21 protein-coding genes are annotated in these 23,569 nt (G+C 65.7%); 4 read left to right on the top strand and 17 right to left on the bottom strand.

Going from position 1 to position 23,569, the window contains the following annotated elements:
• Positions 1–2 precede the first annotated feature (2 nt).
• From ACXAJT_RS12370 to ACXAJT_RS12430, 13 genes are all read right to left on the bottom strand, one after another.
• Positions 3–1,085 (bottom strand): efflux RND transporter periplasmic adaptor subunit, encoded by a 1,083-nt coding sequence (locus ACXAJT_RS12370; protein ID WP_475235681.1) that lies wholly within the window; start codon positions 1,083–1,085, stop codon positions 3–5.
• Between the two features lie 310 nt (positions 1,086–1,395).
• Positions 1,396–2,649 (bottom strand): OpgC family protein, encoded by a 1,254-nt coding sequence (locus ACXAJT_RS12375; RefSeq protein WP_475235682.1) that lies wholly within the window; start codon positions 2,647–2,649, stop codon positions 1,396–1,398.
• On the bottom strand, positions 2,636–4,429 hold the full coding sequence (gene mdoH / locus ACXAJT_RS12380) for a glucans biosynthesis glucosyltransferase MdoH (RefSeq protein WP_475235683.1): 1,794 nt from the start codon (positions 4,427–4,429) through the stop codon (positions 2,636–2,638). The genes ACXAJT_RS12375 and mdoH overlap by 14 nt, the downstream gene beginning before the upstream one ends.
• A gap of 10 nt (positions 4,430–4,439) precedes the next feature.
• Positions 4,440–4,622 carry a hypothetical protein gene (locus ACXAJT_RS12385; protein ID WP_475235684.1) on the bottom strand — a complete coding sequence of 61 codons (183 nt, stop codon included), beginning with the start codon at positions 4,620–4,622 and terminating at the stop codon, positions 4,440–4,442.
• On the bottom strand, positions 4,619–6,172 hold the full coding sequence (locus tag ACXAJT_RS12390) for an OpgD/OpgG family glucan biosynthesis protein (RefSeq protein ID WP_475235685.1): 1,554 nt from the start codon (positions 6,170–6,172) through the stop codon (positions 4,619–4,621). Before ACXAJT_RS12390 ends, ACXAJT_RS12385 begins: the two co-directional genes overlap by 4 nt.
• A gap of 281 nt (positions 6,173–6,453) precedes the next feature.
• Positions 6,454–7,122 (bottom strand): aspartate/glutamate racemase family protein, encoded by a 669-nt coding sequence (locus tag ACXAJT_RS12395; protein WP_475235687.1) that lies wholly within the window; start codon positions 7,120–7,122, stop codon positions 6,454–6,456.
• Entirely contained in the window at positions 7,115–7,591 is a 477-nt protein-coding gene (locus ACXAJT_RS12400) for a RidA family protein (protein WP_475235689.1), read from the bottom strand. Before ACXAJT_RS12400 ends, ACXAJT_RS12395 begins: the two co-directional genes overlap by 8 nt.
• Positions 7,588–8,772, bottom strand: a complete 1,185-nt coding sequence (locus ACXAJT_RS12405) for an amidase (protein WP_475235690.1) — start codon at positions 8,770–8,772, stop codon at positions 7,588–7,590. Before ACXAJT_RS12405 ends, ACXAJT_RS12400 begins: the two co-directional genes overlap by 4 nt.
• Positions 8,773–8,782: 10 nt before the next feature.
• Entirely contained in the window at positions 8,783–9,760 is a 978-nt protein-coding gene (locus ACXAJT_RS12410; RefSeq protein ID WP_475235692.1) for an ABC transporter ATP-binding protein, read from the bottom strand.
• 82 nt (positions 9,761–9,842) lie between these two features.
• Positions 9,843–10,931, bottom strand: a complete 1,089-nt coding sequence (locus tag ACXAJT_RS12415; protein ID WP_475235693.1) for an ABC transporter ATP-binding protein — start codon at positions 10,929–10,931, stop codon at positions 9,843–9,845.
• The gene (locus ACXAJT_RS12420; protein ID WP_475235695.1) at positions 10,918–11,805 is read right to left on the bottom strand and encodes an ABC transporter permease; all 888 of its coding nucleotides are present in this window, start codon (positions 11,803–11,805) and stop codon (positions 10,918–10,920) included. The genes ACXAJT_RS12415 and ACXAJT_RS12420 overlap by 14 nt, the downstream gene beginning before the upstream one ends.
• Positions 11,806–11,808: 3 nt before the next feature.
• Complete coding sequence (locus ACXAJT_RS12425) at positions 11,809–12,762, bottom strand: ABC transporter permease (protein ID WP_475235697.1); 954 nt, start codon at positions 12,760–12,762, stop codon at positions 11,809–11,811.
• Between the two features lie 70 nt (positions 12,763–12,832).
• On the bottom strand, positions 12,833–14,431 hold the full coding sequence (locus ACXAJT_RS12430; RefSeq protein WP_475235700.1) for an ABC transporter substrate-binding protein: 1,599 nt from the start codon (positions 14,429–14,431) through the stop codon (positions 12,833–12,835).
• A gap of 377 nt (positions 14,432–14,808) precedes the next feature.
• Here ACXAJT_RS12430 and ACXAJT_RS12435 point away from each other — a divergent pair, with 377 nt between their 5' ends.
• From ACXAJT_RS12435 to ACXAJT_RS12445, 3 genes are all read left to right on the top strand, one after another.
• Complete coding sequence (locus ACXAJT_RS12435) at positions 14,809–15,837, top strand: family 8 glycosyl hydrolase (protein ID WP_475235702.1); 1,029 nt, start codon at positions 14,809–14,811, stop codon at positions 15,835–15,837.
• 141 nt (positions 15,838–15,978) lie between these two features.
• Positions 15,979–17,157: an HlyD family secretion protein gene (locus ACXAJT_RS12440; protein WP_475235704.1), complete on the top strand. Its 1,179-nt coding sequence runs from the start codon at positions 15,979–15,981 to the stop codon at positions 17,155–17,157.
• A gap of 1 nt (position 17,158) precedes the next feature.
• Positions 17,159–19,150, top strand: a complete 1,992-nt coding sequence (locus ACXAJT_RS12445) for a glycosyltransferase family 2 protein (RefSeq protein WP_475235705.1) — start codon at positions 17,159–17,161, stop codon at positions 19,148–19,150.
• Between the two features lie 18 nt (positions 19,151–19,168).
• Here ACXAJT_RS12445 and ACXAJT_RS12450 read toward each other — a convergent pair whose 3' ends face one another.
• From ACXAJT_RS12450 to ACXAJT_RS12465, 4 genes are all read right to left on the bottom strand, one after another.
• A complete protein-coding gene (locus tag ACXAJT_RS12450; RefSeq protein WP_475235707.1) occupies positions 19,169–19,750 on the bottom strand; it encodes a hypothetical protein in 582 nt (193 codons plus the stop codon).
• 297 nt (positions 19,751–20,047) lie between these two features.
• Positions 20,048–21,241, bottom strand: a complete 1,194-nt coding sequence (gene pcaF / locus ACXAJT_RS12455; RefSeq protein WP_475235709.1) for a 3-oxoadipyl-CoA thiolase — start codon at positions 21,239–21,241, stop codon at positions 20,048–20,050.
• A gap of 1 nt (position 21,242) precedes the next feature.
• Positions 21,243–21,926: a 3-oxoacid CoA-transferase subunit B gene (locus ACXAJT_RS12460; protein ID WP_475235807.1), complete on the bottom strand. Its 684-nt coding sequence runs from the start codon at positions 21,924–21,926 to the stop codon at positions 21,243–21,245.
• 20 nt (positions 21,927–21,946) lie between these two features.
• Complete coding sequence (locus ACXAJT_RS12465) at positions 21,947–22,654, bottom strand: 3-oxoacid CoA-transferase subunit A (protein ID WP_475235711.1); 708 nt, start codon at positions 22,652–22,654, stop codon at positions 21,947–21,949.
• A gap of 121 nt (positions 22,655–22,775) precedes the next feature.
• Between ACXAJT_RS12465 and ACXAJT_RS12470 the strand changes: the two genes are divergently transcribed.
• Positions 22,776–23,537 carry an IclR family transcriptional regulator gene (locus ACXAJT_RS12470; RefSeq protein ID WP_475235713.1) on the top strand — a complete coding sequence of 254 codons (762 nt, stop codon included), beginning with the start codon at positions 22,776–22,778 and terminating at the stop codon, positions 23,535–23,537.
• Positions 23,538–23,569: the final 32 nt, after the last annotated feature.

Consider the following 23,569-nt stretch of genomic DNA (forward strand, 5'->3'; position numbering starts at 1 on the left):
GATCAGCCCTCGTCGTCCGCAGACGCGCTGCCAAAGCTCTCGGGCTCGCCGTCGCTGCGCGTGACCACACCGCTTTCCGAGATCGCAACCTCGACCGGGTTTACCTCGGCCCCGTCCTGCAGATTGCGCAGCCCGTCGACGATCAGCCGCTCTTCGGCCTCCACCCCCTCGGTCACCATCCATGCGTTGGCGTAGCTGCCGTCGTAGGTGAGCGCGCGTTTCACCGCCGTGCCCTCATGGTAGACAAAGGCGGTCAGCGTTCCGTCGGAGGCGCGCGCGGTGGCGTTCTGCGGCACCAGCACGGCAGGCGTGGTGCCAAAGGTCAGCTTCACCCGCAGGAACTGCCCGGGCAGGATGCCGCGGCGGGGATTGTCAAAGCGCAGCCGCACCACCGAAGTGCCGGTGGTGGTCGACACGCTGACCGGGGGCGACACGAAAGTGCCCTGCCCCTCGAACATCGATCCGTTCTCCAGCTCCAGCTCGGCCTCGATCCGCGCGCCACGATTGAGCGAGCCGCGTTCGAGCCGCGCGCGGGTCTGTTGGATGCGGGTAATGGATTCCTGCACGTCCACATAAATCGGATCGATGCGCGTCACGGTGGTCAGTTCATCCGATTGGTTCGCTGTCACCAGATCGCCGACTGAAACCTCTGGCAGCAGCGCGATCCCGTCGATCGGGCTGGCGATCTCGGTGCGGGCAAGATCGAGGTTGGCCAGTTCCAGCGCCGCCCGCGCCGAACTGAGCGTTGCCCGCGCCTGCATGACATCGACCTCGGCGGTGTCCACATCCGCCGCCGTGACCCCGGTGCCGACCAGCCGCTGATAGCGCGACAGCGTCGCCTCGGCACTGCGCAGCGCCGCCTCGGCCCCTGCCACATCGGCCTCTGCCGCCGCCACATCAGCCTGATAGGTGTCGCCGTCGATGCGGAACAGGACCTCGCCCTTTTCCACGTCGCTGCCCGGCTCGTAGAGGATTTCCGAGATCACCCCGTCGACGCGCGGGCGGATCGCCACCTCTTCGAACGCCGTGGAGCGCCCCGGCAGGGTCACCGAATAGGGCACGTCGGCAGTCTGCAGCGTGACCACACCGACCTCGCGGGCCGGCTGCTGAGCCGATGCGGGAAGCGATGCAAGCTGCGGAAAAGTCAGCGCAAGAGCTGCGACGAGAGCCCGCGGGAGGCGAGCGGAACGGCTTTGCGCCATTTGTGTAGTCTCCTTCTGTCGGTCGCACGGGCTGGGAGGGGCCCGCACGGAACCGTAGTACGCCGCGAGGATGACGTTCCGTCGCGAGTTTTCCAAAACAATCAATCACGCATCATCGTGAAGACGTGAAAGCGGCGCCCCCTGACGGGGACGCCGCTTTTATTTCCGTTCAACTTCTGCCCGTCCGGGCGTGTCAGCCGGTGCGCCGCTGCCCGGCCCGCGCAACGATCCCGCCGGGGGCCTCCGCCGCGCCCGCCCCGGTGCGGGACGCCCGTTTGCGCGCCGAGCCCAGCCACGCTGCGATCAGCATGATCACGATGCCCAACGGCGGCAGCCCCCAGCCCATCCACGCGGAGAGCGGGTTGCCAGCCATATAAACTTGGAACAGCAGCGACACGACGGTGCCGGTGCAGAACACCAGCAGGCCTTGCTGGCCCAGCAGGCGCAGCGGCGCGGCGACCTTCTGCGCACAGACCCGTTTCACCCACGGCAGGCACGACAGCACATAGGCCAGCGCAAGGATGTTGAGCAGCCGCGGCAGCGCCACGAAGGTCTTGTCATGCGTGGTCAGGTGGAAGGGGATCCCCGCCTGATAGAGCCGCGCCATCTGGTGGTTGATCGTGTCGCCGATGGCCGGAACGAACTTCCACACCACCGCCAGCACGCAGAAGCTGGCGCAGGTCCAGAACAGCGCGCGCGACTGCGGCACGAACCGTTCGCCGCGGCGCATGCCCAGCCCGGTCAGCACCCCCAGCACGAACAGCAACTGCCACGAGATCGGGTTGAAGAACCAGCCTCCGGGATTGGGGAAGTTCGGCAGGTTGAGCCGCCACAGCCCCGCCGCCATCCAGATCGCCAGCGACAGCGCCAGCAGCGCCGATGGCCGCCAGAGGCCGATCATCAACATCAGCGGCGCAAACAGCAACAGAACCGAGTAAGCCGGCAGGATGTTGACGTAGCCAAGCTGGTGGGTCAACGCGGCAATGCCGAACAGCGCCTCACCCGTGTTGCCGAAGACCTGCCGCAGATTGATCTGCTCTAAGAGGTCGGGCATCGCGTAGATCCCCGCTCCGGCGGCGAAGATGGCGATGGCCCAGATCGTCATGAAGATATGCGCGAGGTAAAGCGTCCAGCTGCGCTTCCACATGGGAGCGATACCATTCCACAGCCCATGCTCGGCGCGCGCCTCAGAGGTCAGACGTCCAGAATAAGCCAGCGCGGCGGCAAGGCCCGACATCAGAAAGAAGGCCTCTGCCGCGTCCGAATGGGTGAAGTTGCGGATGGTCAGATACTCGTAGGGATTGCCGGGCACATGGTCGATGAAGATCATCACCAGCGCCAGCCCGCGAAAGGCGTCGATGCGCGGGTCGCGCGGACGCCGGACGCCAGCACCCGCCCCAGCGCCCGCTAGGGCGGGCGTCTGCCTGCTGCCATCAGGCTGCGGCATGGTTTGGCTCCTTGGCGCCGGACCCCGGCTCCGGCTGCGGGGCCTGCGGCGCGCCAGTCCACTGCGCGAGGATCTCGCGGTAGGAGGCCACCACGGGCGACGGATTGCTTTCGTCAGGCGTGACAAACAGCATGTGGGTCAGCGGGCGCGAGGTCCAAGAGATCAGCACCGGCGCGAACAGCATGGGCAGGCAGACCGGCAGCAGCCACGGCACCAGCCCACGCGACAGCCAGAAGGTCACCCCCAGCGCCACGGCGCCGGTGACGGTAATCCAAAGACCAGCGCGCAGCCCCTCCATGAGCGACAGTTGCCCCTCGCCGCGCTGGCTCGACGGCCAACCACCATCGCGGCCCGACAGCACCTGAAGCACCGCCTTGGTCTGATACATCAGCATCAGCGGCGCGATCAGCGAGGTCAGCAGCACCTCTGTAATCACCGACCAGAAGGCGCGCATCACCCCGCCAAATCCGCCAACCCGCCCTGTCAGCGCGCTCTCGGTAAGAATCGCGAACTTGGGCATGATCAGCAGACCGAAGATGCCGATCATCAGCGCGATCATCTCCTTGGTGCGGTCGCTGGGGAAGACCGGGAACAGCAGGTGCGGCTCGGGGAAATAGTCCGGTGGCGGTGCGGTCACTGCGGCGATCACCGAGGCCACGAGGAAGCCGAACCACAGGAGCGAGACGAGATAGGAGAAGATCCCCAGGATGAAAACGAAGCGGCTCCAAGGTGCCAGACCGGGCGCCATTACCAGCCGGATGTGCTGCAGGTTGCCCTGACACCAGCGCCGGTCGCGCTTGGCGAAGGACAGCAGGTTTTCCGGGCCTTCCTCGAACGACCCGTCGATGCTGGCATCCACCTCGACCTTCCAACCGCCCCGCGCAAGCAGCGCGGCCTCGACATAGTCGTGGCTGAGGATGTGCCCGCCGAAGGGCGCCTTGCCCTGCAGTTCAGGCAGGGCGCAGCTTTCGGCGAAGGCGCGCACACGAACAATGGCGTTATGGCCCCAGAACGGACCTGTTGCGCCCTGCATCCGCGCAAGCCCGCGGGTGAACACCGGCCCGTGGAATGCAGCGGCGAACTGCATGGCACGGCCAAAGAAACTCTGCCCTCCGACGACGCGCGGCAGCGTCTGCAACAGGCCCATCTTCGGATCGGCCTGCATCCGAGCGATCATCTGGCGGATGGCATTGCCTTCCATCAGGCTGTCGGCGTCAAGGATGACCGCATACTCGTACGCGCCGCCCGAGCGGCGGAAGAAGTCCTCGATATTGCCCGCCTTGCGCCCGCGGTTGTCCTCGCGGCGGCGGTAGAAGATGCGGCCTTGCCCCCCCGTGGTGTCGAGGAGCTTCACGAACGCCTTACGCTCCGCCTCTGCGGCCGCCTCGTCTCGCGTGTCCGACAAAATAGCGACATCGGCCTCAACGCCCGCCGCGCGGATCGAGCGATCCATCGCCGCAATGCGCGCGAAGGTGGACACAGGATCTTCATTGCAGACCGGCACCAGCACCGCAGTCTTGGGCTGCGGCATCTGCATGTCCACCGGCGCGCGCCGACGCATGGGCGCCAGCCCCGAGAGCGCAAGTGCCGCGCCCCAGGCCAGCCATGCGGTGGTCACGAGGATCAGCCCCGCTCGCACGAAGTCCCAGACCGAGACGCCGTCCTGCAGCGCGACCTCCAGAAGCAACGCGGTAGCGGTACCAGCGGCAGCCAGAGCAAACACCGCCGCAGCGACACGGATGACGACCGTCTTGCGGTCAGGCGAAGGCAGAACGGGCATTGGCGCGTCCTCAGGCCTTCTGGCCCGGGAGGACAACGCGCTGGAGCCATTCCTGCAGCGAGACGCGCTCGCGGCGCTGCGCCTCGACGTGCTGGCGTGGCATTTCCATTGGCGCCTCGGGCGGTGCCCAATGCGGCATTTCGACGGGCCGAGCTTCGGTCACGTCCTGATCTTTCATCGGTTCAGCATTCATTCCTTCACCCATTGATAAGTCCAGGTTTCGGTAAGAGTACGTCCATAACCTTTGAGCCCGGCCTTCAGCTCTGCCACCGCCCCGTCGGGGGCTTCGACTTCGAGCACGAGGCGCCACGTCTCTGTTCCAGAGATCCGGCTCACAACCGCTTCGGCAATCTCGCCGTTCGCGGCACTCACTGAAGGTTCAACCTCGGCACCGGCAGGAAGTTCCCCCAAAGTACCGCCTTCGAAATCGATGACGAATTTCCGCCGACCGTTGTCCTCGTCGGTGCCGGAAATGCCGCCCTTGCCGACGCGCGTGCGCACCACGCGGGCCCGGTCTACCGCACCGTCACCTTCGGGAGACATCCCCCAGTGCAGGCGATAGGCGAACTCCAGCGCATCGCCGGCTTTGGTCTCGGCCTTGGGGATCCAGAAGGCGACGATATTGTCGTTGCCTTCGAGGTCCGAGGGGATCTCGACCAGCCGCACCGAGCCTTCGCCCCAATCGCCGATCGGCTCGACCATAAGCGTCGGGCGCTTTTCGTAATGCGCCTCTGCGTCGAGGTAGTGCTCGAACTCGCGGTTGCGCTGCACCAGCCCGAACTTCACCGGGCTGAGCGCGCCGAAATAGGAACTGGCCAGACGCGGCGGGTTGTTCAGCGGGCGGAAGAATGTCTCGCCGCCCTGCGTGGTCAGCACCAGCGCTTCGCTGTCGTGCACCGCCGGGCGGAAATCGTCGAAATCGCCCATGTCGGGCCCGCCGAAGAGGAACATCGAGGTCAGCGGCGCGATGCCCAATTGCTGGATGTCGTTGCGCAGGTAGAGCCGCGCAGTGACGTCGATGCGGGTGTCCTCGCCGGGGCGGATGACAAAGCGGTAGGCCCCGGTGACCGAGGCGCTGCTGAGCGCCGCGTAGATGGTCATATGTTCGGCGCCCGGCCCCGGACGTTCGATCCAGAAGTCATTGAAGCGCGGGAACTCTTCGACGCCGGACAGGCCGGTGTTCACCGCAAGTCCGCGCGCGCTCAGGCCGTAGAGAGTGTCGCGTCCGAGCGCGCGGAAGTAGCTGGCACCGAGAAAAGCGACCAACTCATCGAACACATCGGCGCGATTGAGCGGGTTGTGCAGCCGGAAGCCGGCGACGCCGGGCATTTCGGCATCGGCCGGGATCTCTGTCTGCACGTCGGAATAGTCGAAATCCGAGGTCGAGAAGTTCATCAGCGTGGCCTGCCCGTCGACCACTTCGTGCAGCCGCACGGGCTGTTTGAACAGCCAGCCCAGATGAAAGGCATGCAAGCGGAAGGTGTCATCGGGCTGATCGGCCCAGCGAGCCTGATCTGGATCAAAGCGAATGCGCTGGTAGCCGTCGTAATCAAGCTCGGCGAGGAACCCCTCGACCTGCTCCGGCTCTTTCGGAGCCTCCTGCGCGGCTTGCGCCATCTGCTCCGACAGAATGTCGAACGAGAATGGAACGCCCTGCGCTTCCGGCGCGTTACCGTCGGACGCAGCTTCGCTGTCCGCTACCTCCTGCGCGGCAAGCGGGCCACCTGCGACAAGCGCGGGCACGGCAACGGACCCCGCCAAGCGGGTCAGAAATTGGCGTCTGTTTTGACGCGCCACGGCTGCGCGTCCGGACACAACGGGACTCTGGATCGGATACTTCCGCAAATGTCTGCTCCAAGGGATAGTGCTGCCGGGAAAATGATATGGACTACGGGAAAGACAACACCCGGTATTCCAAGGGGTTCCCTGCAAAAGCGAGCTTTCGCTGCGCGGCAGCGAAACTTCGCCGAATCCCCGCTCATACTGCGCTTTCGCAGACAATCCACAGGCGGATTGCCGCAAAGTCAGACGTTTGACAAGCGGAGTTTTGCCTGCATTTCGAGCGCCGCAAATAAAATAGGCGAAACAAGTGCACAGGGCGCGTGATCAGCGAGTCGGTCTGCCGCCTCGCCCAGCGGTCCGCCCCCGATGATCACCGCCCGCGCACCATCACGATGCGCGCGTTGCGCCGCGTAAAGCAATGCCTTGTCTAGCTTTTCCGGATCGGCAGCTAGGGCGACAGGATCGCCTTCGGCAAGATAGGTTCCCAAGTACTCTGCTTCCGGTGCCGCCTGCCTCATCAGGGCATCAATGCTCATTTCCAAGGCGGGCGTGTGGGTCACCACCGCAAAACTTCGCCCGCCGCGCGCCGCAGCGCGGGCGGCCGCCTCACCGATCCCGACCACCGGCACGTCGAGCCGCGCAGCAAGCGTCGCCCGCCCCGGATCCCCGAACGCCGAGACGATCACCCCCGTGACTGCCTCGGGCAGAACGCCCTGCGCCACATGCCACGCCGCGGCTGTCAGTGCCTCGGGCGTGGTGATCAGTGGCGGACCTGCGGGCGCGGTCCAACCGGTCACGCCGGGCAGAACGCGCGCCGCAATGGCGCACATTGCGCGGGTGGTCGCGGCGTTGCTGTTGGGGTTCATCAACACGACCTGCGCCGCGCCTGCGGCGGCAGGCCGGTCAGCCAAGTTCCACCGTCGCCTCGATCTCGACCAGCGCATTGGCCGGCAACGAGGTCACATTGACCGCGGTCCGCGCGTGCCGCCCGGCATCGCCCCAAAGGTCGATGAACAACTGCGAGGCACCGTTGACGATCATCGGCCCGTCCGGATACCCCGCAGGCGCCGCGACAAAGCCGCCAAGCCGCACAACCGAGACAACCCTATCGAGCGACCCAGCAACCGCCTTGATGGAGTACAGAAGGTTGAGCGCGCACATGCGCGACGCCTCCTGCCCGGTTTTCACGTCGAAGCCGTCGGGCACCGGGCCGAAGTATTTCGGCACACCTTCCCATTCGCAGATCTGCCCCGACAGAAACAGCAGATTGCCACTGATCTTGCCCGGCAGGAACAGCGCCCGCGACGGGGCCGAGGGCGGCAGGGCCATCCCCATGTCGGCAAGTTTGCTCTCGATGCGGTCCATAGTTTTCTCCGTCATGCTGCCACCGGTGCGTCTGCCACGATCCGGCAGGCCAGCGCCAGCAACGACAGGTCCGAACCGCGCGGGCCGATCAGCGACAGGCCGTAGGGGGCGCCGTCCACATTGCCCGCCGGGAAGACCACCTGCGGCAGCCCAGCCAGCCCGGCAACGCACAGGAGCCGCGAGCAGTCATGCCGGAAGCGGTCAAAGACCTCGAGCGGCGGGTCGAGGCGGAACGGCGCGTCATGCACCACCGGCGCCAGCAAAACACCCGACGGACCCAGCAGCGCATCCAGATGCGCGGTGAACGCGCGACGCGTGGCCTCGCCGCCGGCGATCTCGGCCTCGGTCAGAGCCTCGGCCGCCTCGGCGCGCCCCTCGATCCCGCGCACCAGCGGCATGCCGCTTTCGCGAATGAACGGCACGACCCACCTCCGCGCGTCGGCACCAAGGGTGCGCAAAAAGGAGGTATAAGCCGCCTCGACGCCTTCGGGATAAACGCTGACCTCGCGCGCCGACAGCGCGCCAAAGCCTGCCTGCCAGACCGCCATCTGCTCGGGGCCGATCTGCGCCAGCATGTCCGCCGGTCGCAGAAAGTCGGGGCTGTCGGGCAGAGCCGTGGTTTCACCATCCAGCAGCACCGACATGGCGCGCAGCAAGGTTTCGCCGTCGCGCGCGAACAGCCCGCAGGTGTCGTAGCTCTCGGCCAGCGGCTGCACGTGCTGCAGCGAAATGCGCCCATGCGTCGGGCGGATGCCCCAAAGGCCGCAAAAGCTGGCGGGCGCGCGCACTGAGCCGCCGGTGTCCGAGCCGATGGCGATATCCGCCAGCCCCGCGGCCACCGCCACCGCCGAGCCCGAAGACGAGCCGCCGGGGATGCGGTCCGGCGCGGCAGGGTTCACCGGCGTGCCGAAATGCGCGTTCATCCCATACATCGACCACGCAAGCTCGTCGGTATGCGTCTTGCCGACGAAGCGCGCGCCGGCATCGAGCAGTTTCTGCGCCGCGGGGGCGGTGTGGGTGTAAACCGGGCTCTGCGCCAGCCGCATCGGACAGCCCGAGCCGGTGCGATAGCCCGCCACGTCGTAGATATCCTTCACCGCCAGCGTCAGGTCGGCGAGCGGCCCCTCTTCGGCGCTGGCCACGGGCACGGGCGCGTAGGGCATGAAACAGCGGAACGGGTCTTCGTTAATCAACATGACCGGGGTCTCACTCGGCCGCGACGGCGGGCTCGGCCTTCACGCAGGCCACCCGGCGGCGCGGGCTGGGCGTGTAGACCGGCGGCAGCGCGGCGCGACACTCTGGCATGGCATGCGGGCAACGCGGCGCGAAAGAGCAGCTGTCGGGCTTGGTCTCCAGCGAGGGCGGCGCACCGGGAATGGCGCTGAGCCGCGCGCCGCGCTCGACATCATGCAGGTTCGCCGCCAAGAGCCCCTGCGTATAGGGATGGCGCGCGTCCTTGATGATCTCGCGCGTGGTCCCTTCTTCGACGATCTGCCCGGCGTACATCACCGCGACCCGCTCCGAAATTTCCACTGCCACGCCAATGTCATGGGTGACAAAGATCACCCCCATGCCGAACTCTTTCTGCAACTCGCGCAGAAGCAGCAGGATCTGGATCTGCACCGTAGCATCAAGCGCCGTGGTCGGCTCGTCGGCCAGCAGCAGGCGCGGACGGCAGGCCAGCGCGAGCGCGATCATCACCCGCTGGCGCATGCCTCCCGACAGTTCGTGCGGGTAGTTGTGCAGCCGCCGATTGGCCGAGGGGATGCGCACCCGGTCGAGCATATCAAGCGCGGTCGACATGGCGTCGGCTTTGCTGACGCCCTTGTGGCGCATCACCGACTCGGCGATCTGATGGCCGATGGTATAGACCGGATCGAGCGCCAGCGCCGGCTCCTGAAACACCATCGAGACCTCGCCGCCCCGGTACTTCTGCAGCTTCTTGCCCGACAGGCTGAGCACGTCGGTGCCGTTGACGTGCATCGAGCCTTCGATGTCCGTGCGCTTTGGCGGCAAGAGGCCCAGCAGCGCCTTCAGCGTCACCGATTTGCCCGAGCCGGATTCGCCCAGCAGCGCCAGCGTCTCGCCCTGCTCCATGCCCAGCGAGACATCGTTGATCGCGTTGACCGTGCGCTTGCCCTTGAAGCGGACGGTGAGGTTCTGGATGTCGAGAAGCTTGGTCATTTGCTCTCCTCTTGTTGCGAGGCGCTCTTCGGCGCGGTCCAGAAGACCTCTCGCCGCGATTTCGTGCATTTGCCCGAGAAGATCATTCCGGCACCCCCTGCCCGGCCTTGGGATGGCCCGAACTGGCGTCATGCAGGTGACAGGCGGTCAGATGCTCGGCATTGGCGGTGATCGCCTGCAGCTTCGGCACCTTGCTCTTGCAGACCTCGCTGGCGAAACGGCAGCGGGTGTGAAAGCGGCAGCCCTTGGGCGGGTCGATCGGGTTTGGCGGGTCGCCAGCCAGCGGCGGCTCCTGCGTGCGGTCGTCCGGGTCCATCGCCGGCATCGCAGAAAAAAGCGAGCGGGTGTAGGGATGCGCCTGCTCGCGCCAGATGCTGTCCACCGGCGCGACCTCGACCACCTCGCCGAGATACATCACCAAGATACGGTCCGAGATATAGCGCACGACGTTCAGGTCGTGGCTGATGAAGATATAGGTCAGGCCGAACTCGCGGCGCAGGTCGGTCAGCAGGTTGAGCACCTGCGCCTCGACCGACTTGTCGAGCGCCGAGACCGCCTCGTCGAGCACCACCAGTCGCGGCGACATGGCGAGCGCGCGGGCGATATTCACCCGCTGGCGCTGGCCGCCCGACAGCTCGTGCGGGTAACGGTGGGCGAAGCGATCAGGATCGAGCCCCACGCGCGCCATCAGGCTGCGCGCCCGGCCATTGGGATCGTCGAGCCCCTGCACCTTGGCGCCGAAGGCCACGCTGTCCTCGATGGTCAGGCGCGGGTTGAGCGAGGCGTAGCTGTCCTGAAAGACCATCTGCACGTCTTTGCGCAGGTCCTTCAGCGACAGCCGCTCGCCAAGGCCCTGCCCGTCGAAGATGATCTCGCCCTTGTCCTTCTCGATCAGGCCGATGAGCAGTCGCGCCGTGGTCGACTTGCCGCAGCCAGACTCGCCGACGATGCCCAGCGTCTCGCCCTTCTTCACCTCGAATGACACGCCGTCGACCGCCTGCACCACCGCCTGCGTGCGACCAAGGACGCCGCCGCGGACGGGGAAGTGCTTTTGCAGGTCCTTCACGATGACCAGCGGCTGCGCCGGGCCGCCCTTGTCGCGGCTCTCGGGGGCGGCGGTTTTCGGTTTGATCGCCTGAACTTGGCTCGGTGACAGGTCAGTCGCGGACATTCATCGCGCTCCTCAGTCCGTCGCTCAGCAGGTTGAGGCAGAGCGAAGTGATAAAGATCATCACCCCCGGCAGCGCCGAGAGCCACGGGTTGATGTAGATGGCCGAGCGCAGCGTGTTGAGCATCAGGCCCCACTCGGGCTCGGGCGGGCGCACGCCGATGCCAAGGAACGACAGGCCCGCTGCAAGGATCATGCACACGCTCGTCAGCGAGGTGGCATAGACGAAGATCGGCGACAGCACGTTGCCGATCACATGCACCCGGATCACCGTCCACGCACTGGCGCCGGTGGCCCGTGCCGCGTCGATATAGTCGAGAGCGCGGACGCCCGAGGTGACGGCCTCGGCAACACGGGTGATCGGCGGGATGAAGACGATGGTCAGCGACACGAGGCTGTTGACGATCCCCGCCCCCAGCGCGCCCGAGATGGCGATCGCCAGAAGCACCGAGGGGAAGGCAAAGAACACGTCGACCACGCGCATGATGATGGTGTTGGTCATGCCGCCGACGTAGCCGGCGACGATGCCGAGCGCCGAGCCGATGAAGAAGGCAAAGACCACCGGCATCAGCCCGATGAACAGAGTCAGCCGCCCGCCGTAGATCAGGCGTGCGAGCATGTCCCGCCCCTGCTCGTCGGTGCCAAGGATGTGCCCTTCGGTGCCGAGCGGTTTCAGGCGGGCGATCATCGAGCCCTTGTAGGGATCGGCAAGGCCCAGATAGGGCGCGAAGATCGCCGAGAGGATCAGCAGCAGCACCACGCCGAAGCAGATCATCGAGACCGGGTCGCGCACCACGCGCGCGCCAACCCCGGCCCAGTAGCCCTGCGGCTTTTCGGCCTTGGCGCCCTGCATGTTTTCGGTTTCCACAAGCGCCATGGGTCAGGTCCTCTTGATGCGGGGGTCGATGGCGGCCTGCGCCACGTCGACGATGAGGTTCATCGCCACGAAGAACAGGGCAAGCACGAGGATCGTGCCCTGCAGCAGGGGCAGATCGCGCTGGAAGATGGCGTTGGACAGCAGGAAGCCCGAGCCCGGCCAGTTGAACACCGTCTCGATCAGGATCGAACCGCCCAGCAGGTAGCCCAGTTGCAGGCCCATGACCGACAGCGCCGTGGCGGCGGCGTTGCGCGCCACGTGGCGCAGCACATCGCCGCGGCTCATGCCCTTGGCATAGAGCGCCTGCACGAAGTCTTGTGTCAGGATGTCGCCGGCCAGCGCGCGCACGGTGCGCGCGACGATACCGATAGGCACCACGGCCAGCGTCACGGCGGGCAGGATCAGGTGGCGGATGTGTAGCCAGTCCCACGCCCAGCTTTGCGAGCCCCCCGGCCCGGCGCCCATCGAGGGCAGCCAGCCGAGGTTCACCGAAAAGATGATGACCAGCACGATGCCGAGCCAGTAATTCGGTACCGACACGCCGGTGATCGACAGCGCGGTGACCGCGCGATCAAGCAGCGTGTCGCGGAAATAGCCGGCCAGAAAGCCGAGAAAGATGCCGATGGGAAAGGCGATGACCGCGGCGCTCACCGCCAGCAGCAGCGAGTTCTGAACCGCGCCGAACACCTCGTCGGCGACCGGACGGCCAGTGGCGATGGATTTGCCCATATCGCCCTGCATCAGGTTGCCGATCCAAACGGCGTATTGGATGGGCAGCGGTTTATCGAGGCCGTAGGCGGCGCGCATGGCGGCCTGCTCTTCGGCGGTGGCGTCGACGGGCATGATCGCGGTCAACGGATCGCCGGGGGCGATCTGGACCAGCAGAAAACAGATGACCGACACGCCAAAGGCCACGGGCAGCACGAGGATGAGGCGGCGGAAGAAATAGCTGAGCACGGGTGGGATCCCTGGCTTGAAGTGATCCCCCGCCGCGGCGCACGCGGCGGGGGTGTCGCCCTTGCGAGCCTTACTCTTCGATCGTGATCGACGAGAAGTTCTGGTACCAGTTCTGGGCCTGCACGAAGCCCTTCACCTTGGGCGCCATGGCGCGCGGCGCCACGTCGTGGGTGACCATCAGGAACAGCGCGTCATCGACGTACTTCTCATGCGTCTTACGCAGCACCTCGTCCTGTGCCTCGGGATCGAAGGTGGTCTTGATCTGCGAGAACAGCTCCTGCATCTCCGGATCGCTGTAGTGGCCCCAGTTGGTGCCATTGGGCGCGATCAGGTTCTCGTCGAGGTGACGGATCAGGCCGGTGAACGGGTCCTGAATGAAGTAGGTGAAGTTGATCGAGTGCGCGCCATCGGCCGAAGGGTCCTCCGCACCGGCACGCCACAGGTTGATCATCTGGTTCCACTCGACCACCGAGAATTCGACGTCGATCCAGATCTCCGCAAGGCTTTGCTGGATGTATTCGTTCATCGGCAGCGGCAGCATCTGACCCGAGCCCGACGGCGAGATCAGCGCCTTCACCTCGAGATGATTGTCGGGGCCGTAGCCGGCCTCTTCCATCAGCGCCTTGGCGGCGTCGAGGTCATAGGAGATGTCGAACTCCGGCTCGCCGAACCACTGCGAGCTGGGCGGCAGGAAGCCCTTGGCCGGCACCATCAGCCCGCCAAGAAGCGGCGCCATGCCTTCACGGTCGATGGCGAGGTTGGCCGCCTTGCGCACGCGGATGTCGTTCCACGGCGAGCCTTCGAGGCGCGACAGGTGCCATGTCCAGTTGTGCGGATAGGCGTTGGACGAGATGACAAAGCCATTGCCTTCCATCGCCGGGATGGTGTCGGGCGCCGGTGCCTCGATCCAGTCAACCTGACCCGACAGCAGCGCCGCCGAGCGGGCGTTGGGCTCGGGCAGCGGGATCAGCACCAGCTTGTCGAGCTGCGGGATACGGCTTTCGTCCCAGTAGTCATCAAAGGGAACCAGCTCGGCGCGCTCGCGCGGCACGAAGGTTTCCAGCTTCCAAGGGCCGGTGCCCGATGGCGTGGCGGCCACCTGCTCCCAGTCCTTGTCCAGCGCTTCCCAATTCGCCTTCGACGACATGAGAATCCACGTCATCTGGTAGGGCAGCGTGGCGTCGGGCTCTTTGGTTGTGATCACCAGCGTGTAATCGTCGACCGCCTCGTAGGAGGCCACGGCGGGAATGCGCGACTTGCCCTGCGCCGCCTGACGCGGGTCGTACTGCTCAGACTCTTCGTCGAGGATCTTGTCGAGGTTCCACACCACGTCCGCAGCGGTGAACGGTGCGCCGTCGTGGAAGGTCACGCCTTCGCGCAGCGTGAAGGTCCACTTGGTCTTGTCTTCCTCGTCCACCGACCATTCGGTGGCGAGCCCGGGGATCAGGACCGACGGTTTGTCGGCGCTGGTCAGGTCCCATTCGATCAGCGAGTCATACACGGTATAACCCATGAAACGCATCCCCTCGCCGCCCTGGTCGGTCTGACCGGTGGTGAGGGGGATGTCGGCTGCGGTCATGCCGACGCGCAGCGTGCCCTGTGCCATTGCGGCACTGGCCATGGTGGCAGCGACGGCGAGCGCCGCGATGCCTGCTTTCAGACGAAGCATCAGAACCTCCGAAATATCCCTGTTGAATGCCCGGCCTCATAAGTGTGCCGGATGCACGATCAGCTTGGCGCGGGCTCGGAGACTTGGGCAGTGAGGCGCGGTCGATCAGAGAATTTCCCGGCGGCATTCGCCCAGAAACGCCCAAAAATTGAACCAAAAAATCAAGCGCGCACACAAACGCGGCACGGAAAATTCATATATGTACAAACAAAAGCCGATTGCGGCCCACCGGCCAAGCGTTGCCAATCGGCCTCACGCTCAAGTAGAAAAAATCAAGTTACGCTCGCGTAACCTATGGCTATAGGCGAATTTGCGCGCACTATCGACCGCATCGAGCGCACTTGCTGAAAAACATGCCGCAAAATGATCGAGCAGTTATGAACAGACGCACTTTTATTGCCGGGCTTTCCGCCTTGGCCTGCAGCGCGGCCCCCGGCCAAGTTGCCGCGTATGAAACTGACGAGTGCTGGCGCCTGTGGCGCGCCCGTTTCCTGCAGCCCGATGGCCGGGTGGTGGACGACCTTCAGGGCGGAACCAGCCATTCCGATGGTCAGGGGTATGGGCTGCTTCTGGCGCAGGCGCACGGCGACGAGCGCAGCTTCAGGCGCATTGATGAATGGGCGCAGTTGAACCTTGCGGTCCGCAAGGATCGGCTGATGGCATGGCAATGGGTGCCGCGCCGCCGCGCAGACAATGTCGAAGATTGGCACAGCGCCACCGATGGCGATCTGATGCGCGCATGGGCCCTGCTGCGCGGCGCGCGGGAAAACGGCTGGTACGAATACCACGACACGGCCCTTGCCATCGCCCGCGATATCGCCCGGCTGTGCCTTGCGCCCGACCCGCGTGCGTCCGAACGGTTGGTGCTGAAACCCGGTGCCGAGTCCCGTTCGGCCGAAGGCCGCGTGCTGTTCAACCCCTCCTACATCATGCCCCGCGCGCTGCGCGAGCTGGGCGTCGCCGCCAACGAGCCGCTGCTGATCCGCGCCGCCGATCATGGCGAGACGCTGCTGGCAGAGCTTGCGCAGCGACCAGTTCTGCCCGACTGGATCGACCTCACCTCGGACGGGTTCGCAGCGCCGCTGGATCACGAATTGCGCTCAAGCTACGACGCCATGCGCATCGCGCTCAACCTGTGCTGGTCAGGGCGGCCGGAGCACCCTGCCGTCGCCGCCGCGCTTGCCGGGTTTGATCGCGCGGGTCCCAGCGGTAAGGTCGCCGTCTCGCTTGGTGCGGAGGGACAGGTGCGGGCGGTGTCCGACAGCGCCGGCTATCGCGCGGTCGCCGCGTTCTCGCGCTGCGCCGCCCTGCCCGAGCCCACCCGGCAGGATTCCGCGCAGAGCTATTACCCGGCCACGCTTCAACTTCTCGCGAACGTGGCGGACCGTGAACGCGACACCTGTTGATCGCCGCGTTCGCGCCATATTCATGAAGGAAAACCTACCGCGGATCGGCGCTGCGTAAACTTTTGCCGCACAACGGCTTGCACTCTTGCGGCGCCGCCATGAAAATCGCCCCAAACGGGCAAAAAACACCGCGAGCAGTTCATGAAATATACCCGCCTTATCATCGGCATCGCCGCGATCCTCGTCACGCTTTGGGTGATCATCGGCGAACAGATGACCGCTGCGAGCGCAAACGCCACGGTCAACGCGCCGGTGGTCACCCTGCGCGCGCCGGTGGCGGGCACGCTGGAAATGCAGGGCCACGTGCTGGGCGCACGGCTCGCGCAGGACGAACTGCTGGCCACCGTTACCGATCCGCTGGCCGATTCCGTGCGCCTTTATGATCTGCAGCTCGAATCCGATGTTGCCGGAGCCACGCACGCGCGGCTCGAATCCGACATCGAAGCCAAACAGAAGACCCGCGCGGAACTTCAGGACCGGGCCGAGCGCTTCCACGACGCACGACTCGAAGAGATCGAAGCGCGACTGGACGCGGCGCGGGATCGCGTTGCCATGCTCGAGGATACGGATGAGGCTACGGGCACCGCCGCCGCCTCGCTGGCCGACGCTGTGGCGGTCGAAGACAGCCGCCGCCCGGGCGAGCCTGTGACCCGTGCGCTAGCCCTGTCGCATGCCCGCGAACGCGTCGCGACGCTGGAGATCGAACTCGCCACAGCGCGCGACGGAGTCTACCTCGGCGACGGCTACAATGATGCGCCCTATGCCGGGCAGCGTCTGGCCCAGATCGACGCCGAACTCGACAGCCTCAACGCCGCCCTCACCGAAAACGAGGCCCATCGCACCGCGCTTGAACGCCGGATGACCCGCGCCCGTTCGAGCCTTGGTCGCCAGTCGCGGGCCGAACTGCGCACCCCCGCCGAAGGCATGCTGTTCTGGGAAACGCTGGAGGCCGACGCGGTGAACGTGCAACGCGGCGACCCGGTACTGCGCCTTGTGGATTGCAGCCGCAGCATGATCACCCTGTCGGTGACCGAACGCACCTTCAACACGCTGCGTGTGGGGCAGGATGCCAGCTTCCGCTTCATCGGGCAGTCACAACTATATCCCGCCACCGTCGGGCGCCTTGCGGGCAGCGGCGCGCAGTCGATCTATGCCAATCTTGCCGTGGCGCCGAGCGACAAGCACCTGCAGCGCTTCGACGTGACGCTGCTGGTGCCCTCGCTCAATGCCGACCCCGAAATCGGCTGCGCCGTCGGCCGCACCGGACGTGCCTTCTTTGACGGGCGCCCGCTGGACCTCTTCCGCGGCTGGTTCGACTGAGATGAACTTCGATCTGGCCCCTTTTCCCCATCTCGGCGAGCTGGGTTCAAGCAGCGCGTATCTGCTGCTGGTGGCCGGGTTCGGACTGATCCTGCCGTTCATCGTCAACCCCTACCGCACCCGCGACCGCGCCATTCTCTTCGGCATCGCCTTCATCCTTGCGGCGCGCTACGCGTGGTGGCGCGGCACCGAAACGCTTGCCCCGCTCGAGTTCAGTGCGAACGCGGTTTTCAGCTACAGTCTCTTCGCGCTTGAACTGGCCACGCTGATCGGATCACTCAGCGCCTTCACCATGCTGACGCGCTATCGCCAGCGCAGCGACGAGGCCGACGCGCACGCCGGCTGGTGGGGTGAGCACGAGCCCAAGGTGGCGGTGATGATCGCCACCTACAACGAGGACCGCGAGGTGTTGGAACGCACCATCATCGGCGCCAAGTCCCTGCGGCATCGCAACAAAGAGGTGATCGTCCTCGACGACAGCCGCCGCGATTGGCTGCGCGACTACTGCGCCGTGCAGAACGTCCGCTACATGCGCCGCCCCGACAACAAGGGCTCCAAGGCCGGCAATATCAACCACGCGCTTGACCGGCTGGCCGAAGATCCCGAACCGCCGCAGTTCTGCGCCGTGCTCGACGCCGACTTCGTGCCGCACCGCGGTTTCATCTCGCGCTCTCTGGCGCTTTTCCACGATCCCTCTGTCGGGCTGGTGCAGACGCCGCAGCACTTCTTCAACGCCGATCCGATCCAGCACAATCTGGGGCTCGCGGCCTCCTACCCCGACGAGCAACGCTTCTTCTTCGACCATCTGCAATGCTCGCGCGATGCTTGGGGCATCGCGATCTGCTGCGGCACCTCGTCGGTCAGCCGGTGGGAGGCGCTGCGCGAGCTTGGCGGGCTGCCGACGGAAAGCGTGACCGAAGATTTCATGCTGACCGTCGAGCTGCAGACGATCGGCTGGAAGACGGTTTACCTCAACGAGCCGCTGACCGAGGGTCTCGCCCCCGAGGGCATGGCCGAATACATCACCCAGCGTGCCCGCTGGTGCCTTGGCCTGATGCAGATCGCCCGCTCACATGTCGGTCCGTTCAGCCGCTCCAAGGTGCGCCTGCGCGACCGCTGGAGCGTGCTCGACACGGTGTTCTTCTGGGCGACCACCTTCCCATTCCGCATCGCGGCCATCGCCTTTCCGCTGCTCTACTGGTTCTTCAACATCACCGTTGTGGACGCGCGGCTGCCCGACGTGCTGACCTTTTTCGGCCCATACTACGTCTGGATCACCATGGTGATGAACCTGCTGTCGCGCGGGCTGATGATCCCCATCATGCACGATGTCAGCCAGCTCATCGGTGCGATCCCGATCACCCGCGCCGCATATTCGGGTCTGCTCCGGCCCAAGGGGCACAAGTTTTCGGTCACAGCCAAGGGCGGGGATCGCTCGAAGGTGGTGGTGCAGTGGCGCCTGATGATGCCCTTTGCGATCTGTCTCGCGCTGAGCGTGATCGGCCTGAGCCTTGGCATCTTCGACGACAGGTTCGCGCATGACGACGCCGGGGACGGTAAATGGGTGATTCTCTTCTGGACTGTCTACAACATGGCGGTGCTGACGGTGACCTGTTTCACCTGCATCGAATTGCCCCGCGCCGAGGCGCATGTCGCGGACCAGCCCGAACGCGTGAGCTTCACCGCCAATGGCCGCAACGATGCGCTGTGGCTCTCGTCGCTGACGCTCGACACGGCACGGCTGCGCGGGCAACTTTACCCGCTGCAGACCCGCGGCGTGCTGCATTTGCCAGACGTGGGCGATCTCGAGGCCTATGTGATCTCCACCACCACCGACGGCGCGCGCCTGAAGCTCGAACCGACGCCGGAACAGCGCGAGGCGCTCTTTTTGCGCTTCTATGCCGAGGGCGACGCGCCGGGGATTGTCAGTACAAGAACCTCTGCGGTGATCGCGGATATCGCGCGGCGCATCAGCTTCGGCCTGCCGGGCTGAGCGCGCCGCGCGCGGCGCTCAGAACGTGTTGATCGAGAAGCCGATGAAATACTCGCCGGAATTGAAGCGATAGCCCGCGCGCCAGCTCACCGGCCCGTCGTAATGCTTGTTCACCGCAAGGGTCGTATCCAGATAGCTGTCGCTGCCCCCGCGTGAGAACTCGGTGTTGAACCCCGAGTCGCCCCAGCCGAAGGATACCAGCCCGAACCAGCTGTTCTCGATGCTGTTGACCTCCCCAAGATAGTAGAACGACCCGAAGGACGTGGGCATCCAGCGGTCCAACGAGGCCCGGACGCCCAGCTCATACTCGTCTTCTTCGCCATCCTTGTAGACGCCGCCCAAGGCCGGGCCGATCTTGAAGGCGGCCTCGATCGGCGTGTCGAACGCGTAGGTAAGGCTGCCGACAACCGAATAGCCACCATCCCAGTGGCTCACCACGGCGCCGTAGTTCAGCTTGTCGCGGGTCACTGCCAGCACCGCGCCCGACGTGCTGTCCGCCTGCTCGAGCTGTAAGAATGTGCCGTCCGCAGCCGCCGGGGCCGCGCCAAGAGCGAGCGCTGCCGCGACACCGGCCACACCGATAAAGCCAGAATTCGTCATTGCCGGATCCGTTTTCTTGAGGAACTGCCTGCCGGGTCTGCGCCCGGCTCTGTCTACGCTTCGCAATGCCGCGCAGGCGACACAAGGGGCGCGCGGCACGGCGGGATGCGACGTGTCATTAACGGAACATTATTCGGTGACATAGGCAATTCCCCGCGCATCGCGAGACCCACAACAAGAAGGGGCGGAGATGTCCCCGCCCCTTCTCGACTGTCTGCCACGCCATTCGCGCCAAAGCACATGTTGATCACGCGCTGTCGCGCAGGTTCGCTCACGCCCCTTCGAGGGCTGGTTTCTTCACGCCCCTTCGAGCGCGATCGCGATGCCCTGACCGACGCCGATGCACATGGTCGCCAGCGCCTTCTGCCCGGGCTTGAGCTCCAGCGCGGCGGTGCCGGTGATGCGCGCCCCCGACATGCCCAGCGGGTGGCCAAGCGCGATGGCGCCGCCGTTGGGGTTCACTCGCGGATCGTCATCGGCAACGCCCAGATCGCGCAGCGTCGCGAGGCCCTGCGAGGCGAAGGCCTCGTTCAGCTCGATCACATCGAACGCGTCCTGCGTCAGACCCAGCCGCGTCATCAGCTTCTTCGACGCCGGCGCCGGGCCAAAGCCCATGATGCGCGGCTCGACGCCCGCCGTGGCACCGCCAACGATGCGCGCGATGGGGGTCAGCCCGTGCGCCGTCACCGCCGCTTCCGAGGCGACGATCAGCGCCGCGGCCCCATCGTTCACCCCCGAGGCATTGCCCGCCGTCACCGAGCCCCCCTCGCGGAACGGCGTTGGCAGCTTGGCGAGCTTCTCCAGCGAGGTCTGGCGCGGGTGCTCGTCGGTGTCCACAACCAGCGGATCGCCCTTGCGCTGCGGGATGGTCACCGCGGTGATCTCCTGCGCCAGACGGCCATTGGCCTGCGCCGCCGCCGCCTTCTCTTGGCTGCGCAGGGCGAAGGCGTCCTGATCCTCGCGCGAGATGCCGAACTGCTCTGCCACGTTTTCGCCAGTCTCGGGCATGCTGTCGACGCCGTATTGCGCCTTCATCAGCTTGTTGACGAAACGCCAGCCGATGGTGGTGTCGTAGATCTCGGCATTGCGCGAAAACGCCGAAGACGCCTTCGGCATCACGAAGGGCGCGCGCGACATGCTCTCGACGCCGCCCGCGATGGCCAGCTCGATCTCGCCCGCCTTGATGGCCCGCGCCGCGGCGATGATCGCATCCATGCCCGAACCGCACAGGCGGTTGAGTGTGGTGCCCGGCACGGTCACCGGCAGGCCTGCCAGCAGCGACGACATGCGCGCGACGTTGCGGTTGTCTTCACCGGCTTGGTTGGCGCAGCCGAAATAGACCTCGTCCACCGCCGCCCAGTCGATGTCGTGCTTGGCCATCAGCGCCTTCAGCGGGATGGCGCCCAGATCGTCGGCGCGGACCTGCGAAAGCGCGCCACCGAAACGGCCGATGGGCGTCCGGATATAGGAACAGATATAAGCGTCGGTCATCTCAAAGCTCCGGGCAGACAAGATCGCCGATCTCGCCCTCGACATGCAGCGGCGCACCGGTGAGCGCTTGCAACTCGTCGAAGGAAATGGCCGGAACTTTTTCGCGCAGGACGAACTTGCCGCCCTCCACGTCGACCACCGCCAGCGAAGTGTAGATACGCGTCACGCAGCCCACGCCGGTCAGCGGCATGGTGCAGGCGTCTACCAGCTTCGGATCGCCCTTTTTGGTGACGTGGTCGGTCAGCACCGCGACGCGCTTGGCGCTCTGCACCAGATCCATGGCGCCGCCGACGGCGGGCACGCCGCCCTTGCCGGTGGACCAGTTCGCCAGATCACCGGTCTGCGCGATCTGATAGGCCCCGAGGATCGCCACGTCGAGATGGCCACCGCGCACCATGGCGAAGCTGTCCGCATGGTGGAAAAACGCGGTGCCGGGCTTGATGGTGATCGCCTTCTTGCCGGCGTTGATGCAGTCCCAATCTTCCTCTCCCGGCTCCGGCGCCTTGCCGAAATCCAGCACGCCGTTCTCGGTGTGGAAGATCGCCTGCTTGCCCTCGGGCTGGAACTTGGCGACCATCTCCGGAAAGCCGATGCCGAGGTTGACGTAGGCGCCATCCTCGATGTCCTGCGCCGCGCGCCAGGCGATCTGGGCGTTGCTCAGCTTGAGGGCCGAGATGTCGGTCATGGTCTCGTTTGCAGTATCGCTCATGGGTAAACGGCCTCCGCCCGGTTCAGCTCTTCTTCCTGTGCGGGCTTGGCCACCTCGACCACCGAGCCGACAAAGATGCCCGGGGTGATGACGTGCTCGGGATCAATGCCGCCCAGCGGCACGATCTGCGACGCCTGCGCGATGGTGTGCGTTGCGGCCATGGCCATCACCGGATTGAAGTTGCGCGCCGCCATCCGGTAGGTCAGGTTGCCGTGCGGATCGGCCTTCTCGGCCTTGATCAGCGCGAAGTCGGCTTTCAGCCAGCGTTCGCGGACGTAGTGCTTACCCTCGAACTCTTCGACCTGTTTGCCCTCGGCCAGTTCGGTGCCGTAGCTCGTCGCGGTGTAGAAAGCGGGAATGCCCGCGCCGCCCGCCCGGATGCGCTCGGCGAGCGTGCCCTGCGGCACGATCTCAAGCTCGATCTCTCCGGCCAGATAGGCCTCGGTGAAGACCCGCGGGTCCGCCGAGCGCGGGAAGGAGCAGATCAGCTTCTTCACCCGCTTCTGCTCGATCAGCGCGGCGAGGCCGACATGGCCGTTGCCGGCGTTGTTGTTGACGACGGTCAGGTCCTTGGCGCCGTGGTCGATCAGCGCGTGGATCAGCTCGATCGGCGCGCCGGAGCCGCCGAAGCCGCCGATCATCACGGTCGCACCGTCGGGAATGGCCGAAACGGCCTCCGCGGCGCTGGCGATGGTCTTGTCCATGAAAATCCTCCTGTGGGCGCGTGTCGCCCTCGGAAGGGGAAATATGACCTGCCGGTGACAGACGCCACACCTCTGCGTGCGCATGTTGACATTTGTTCACATCCCGGCAGAGATCGTGCGCATGTTGAACAAACCGACCGATTTCATCGCCTCGCTGGCGAAAGGCCTGCAGGTGATCGAGTGCTTCCGCGCCGAAACCCCGCGGCTGTCGATCGCGCAGGTGGCCGAGACCACCGGCCTCGACCGCGCCACCGCACGGCGCTGCCTGCTCACCCTGCACCGGCTGGGCTACGCCGATTACGACGGCAAGTTCTTCCAGCTCACGCCGCGTATCCTGCGGCTCGGCATGGGCGCACTGGCCGCCCTGCCCCTGCCGCAGCTGGTGCAACCTTGGCTCGACCAATTGTCCGAGCAAATCCACCAATCAAGCTCGGTGTCGATCCTCGACGAGACCGAGATCGTCTATCTCGCCCGCGCCGCGCAGCGGAAGGTGATGAGCATCGGGCTGATGCCCGGCTCGCGCCTACCCGCCCATTGCACCTCTATGGGCCGGGTGCTGCTCGCCGCCCTGTCCGAGCCCGAGATGCGCGCCCTGCTCGAACGCTCCGACCTCACCCCGCGCACGCCGCGTTCGCTGACCGACCCCGAAGAGATCGTCGCCCGCATCACCCAGACCCGCACGCAGGGCTTTGCCATCATCGATCAAGAGGTGGAGATGGGCCTGCGCTCCATCGCCGTGCCGCTCTACAATGTGCATGGCCGCGTGGTGGCGGCGCTGAACACCGGCCTGCCCGCCATGCAGGCCGAGCCGGAGGATCTCGCACAGGATTATCTGCCCGCTCTCCTCAAGGTGCAGGCGGGTCTGCGCCGGGTGCTTCCTTGAAGCTTTCATCTTTCCAAAAATACTCATGTCGC

It is taken from the genome of Salipiger sp. ABF4_146 (assembly GCF_056161345.1).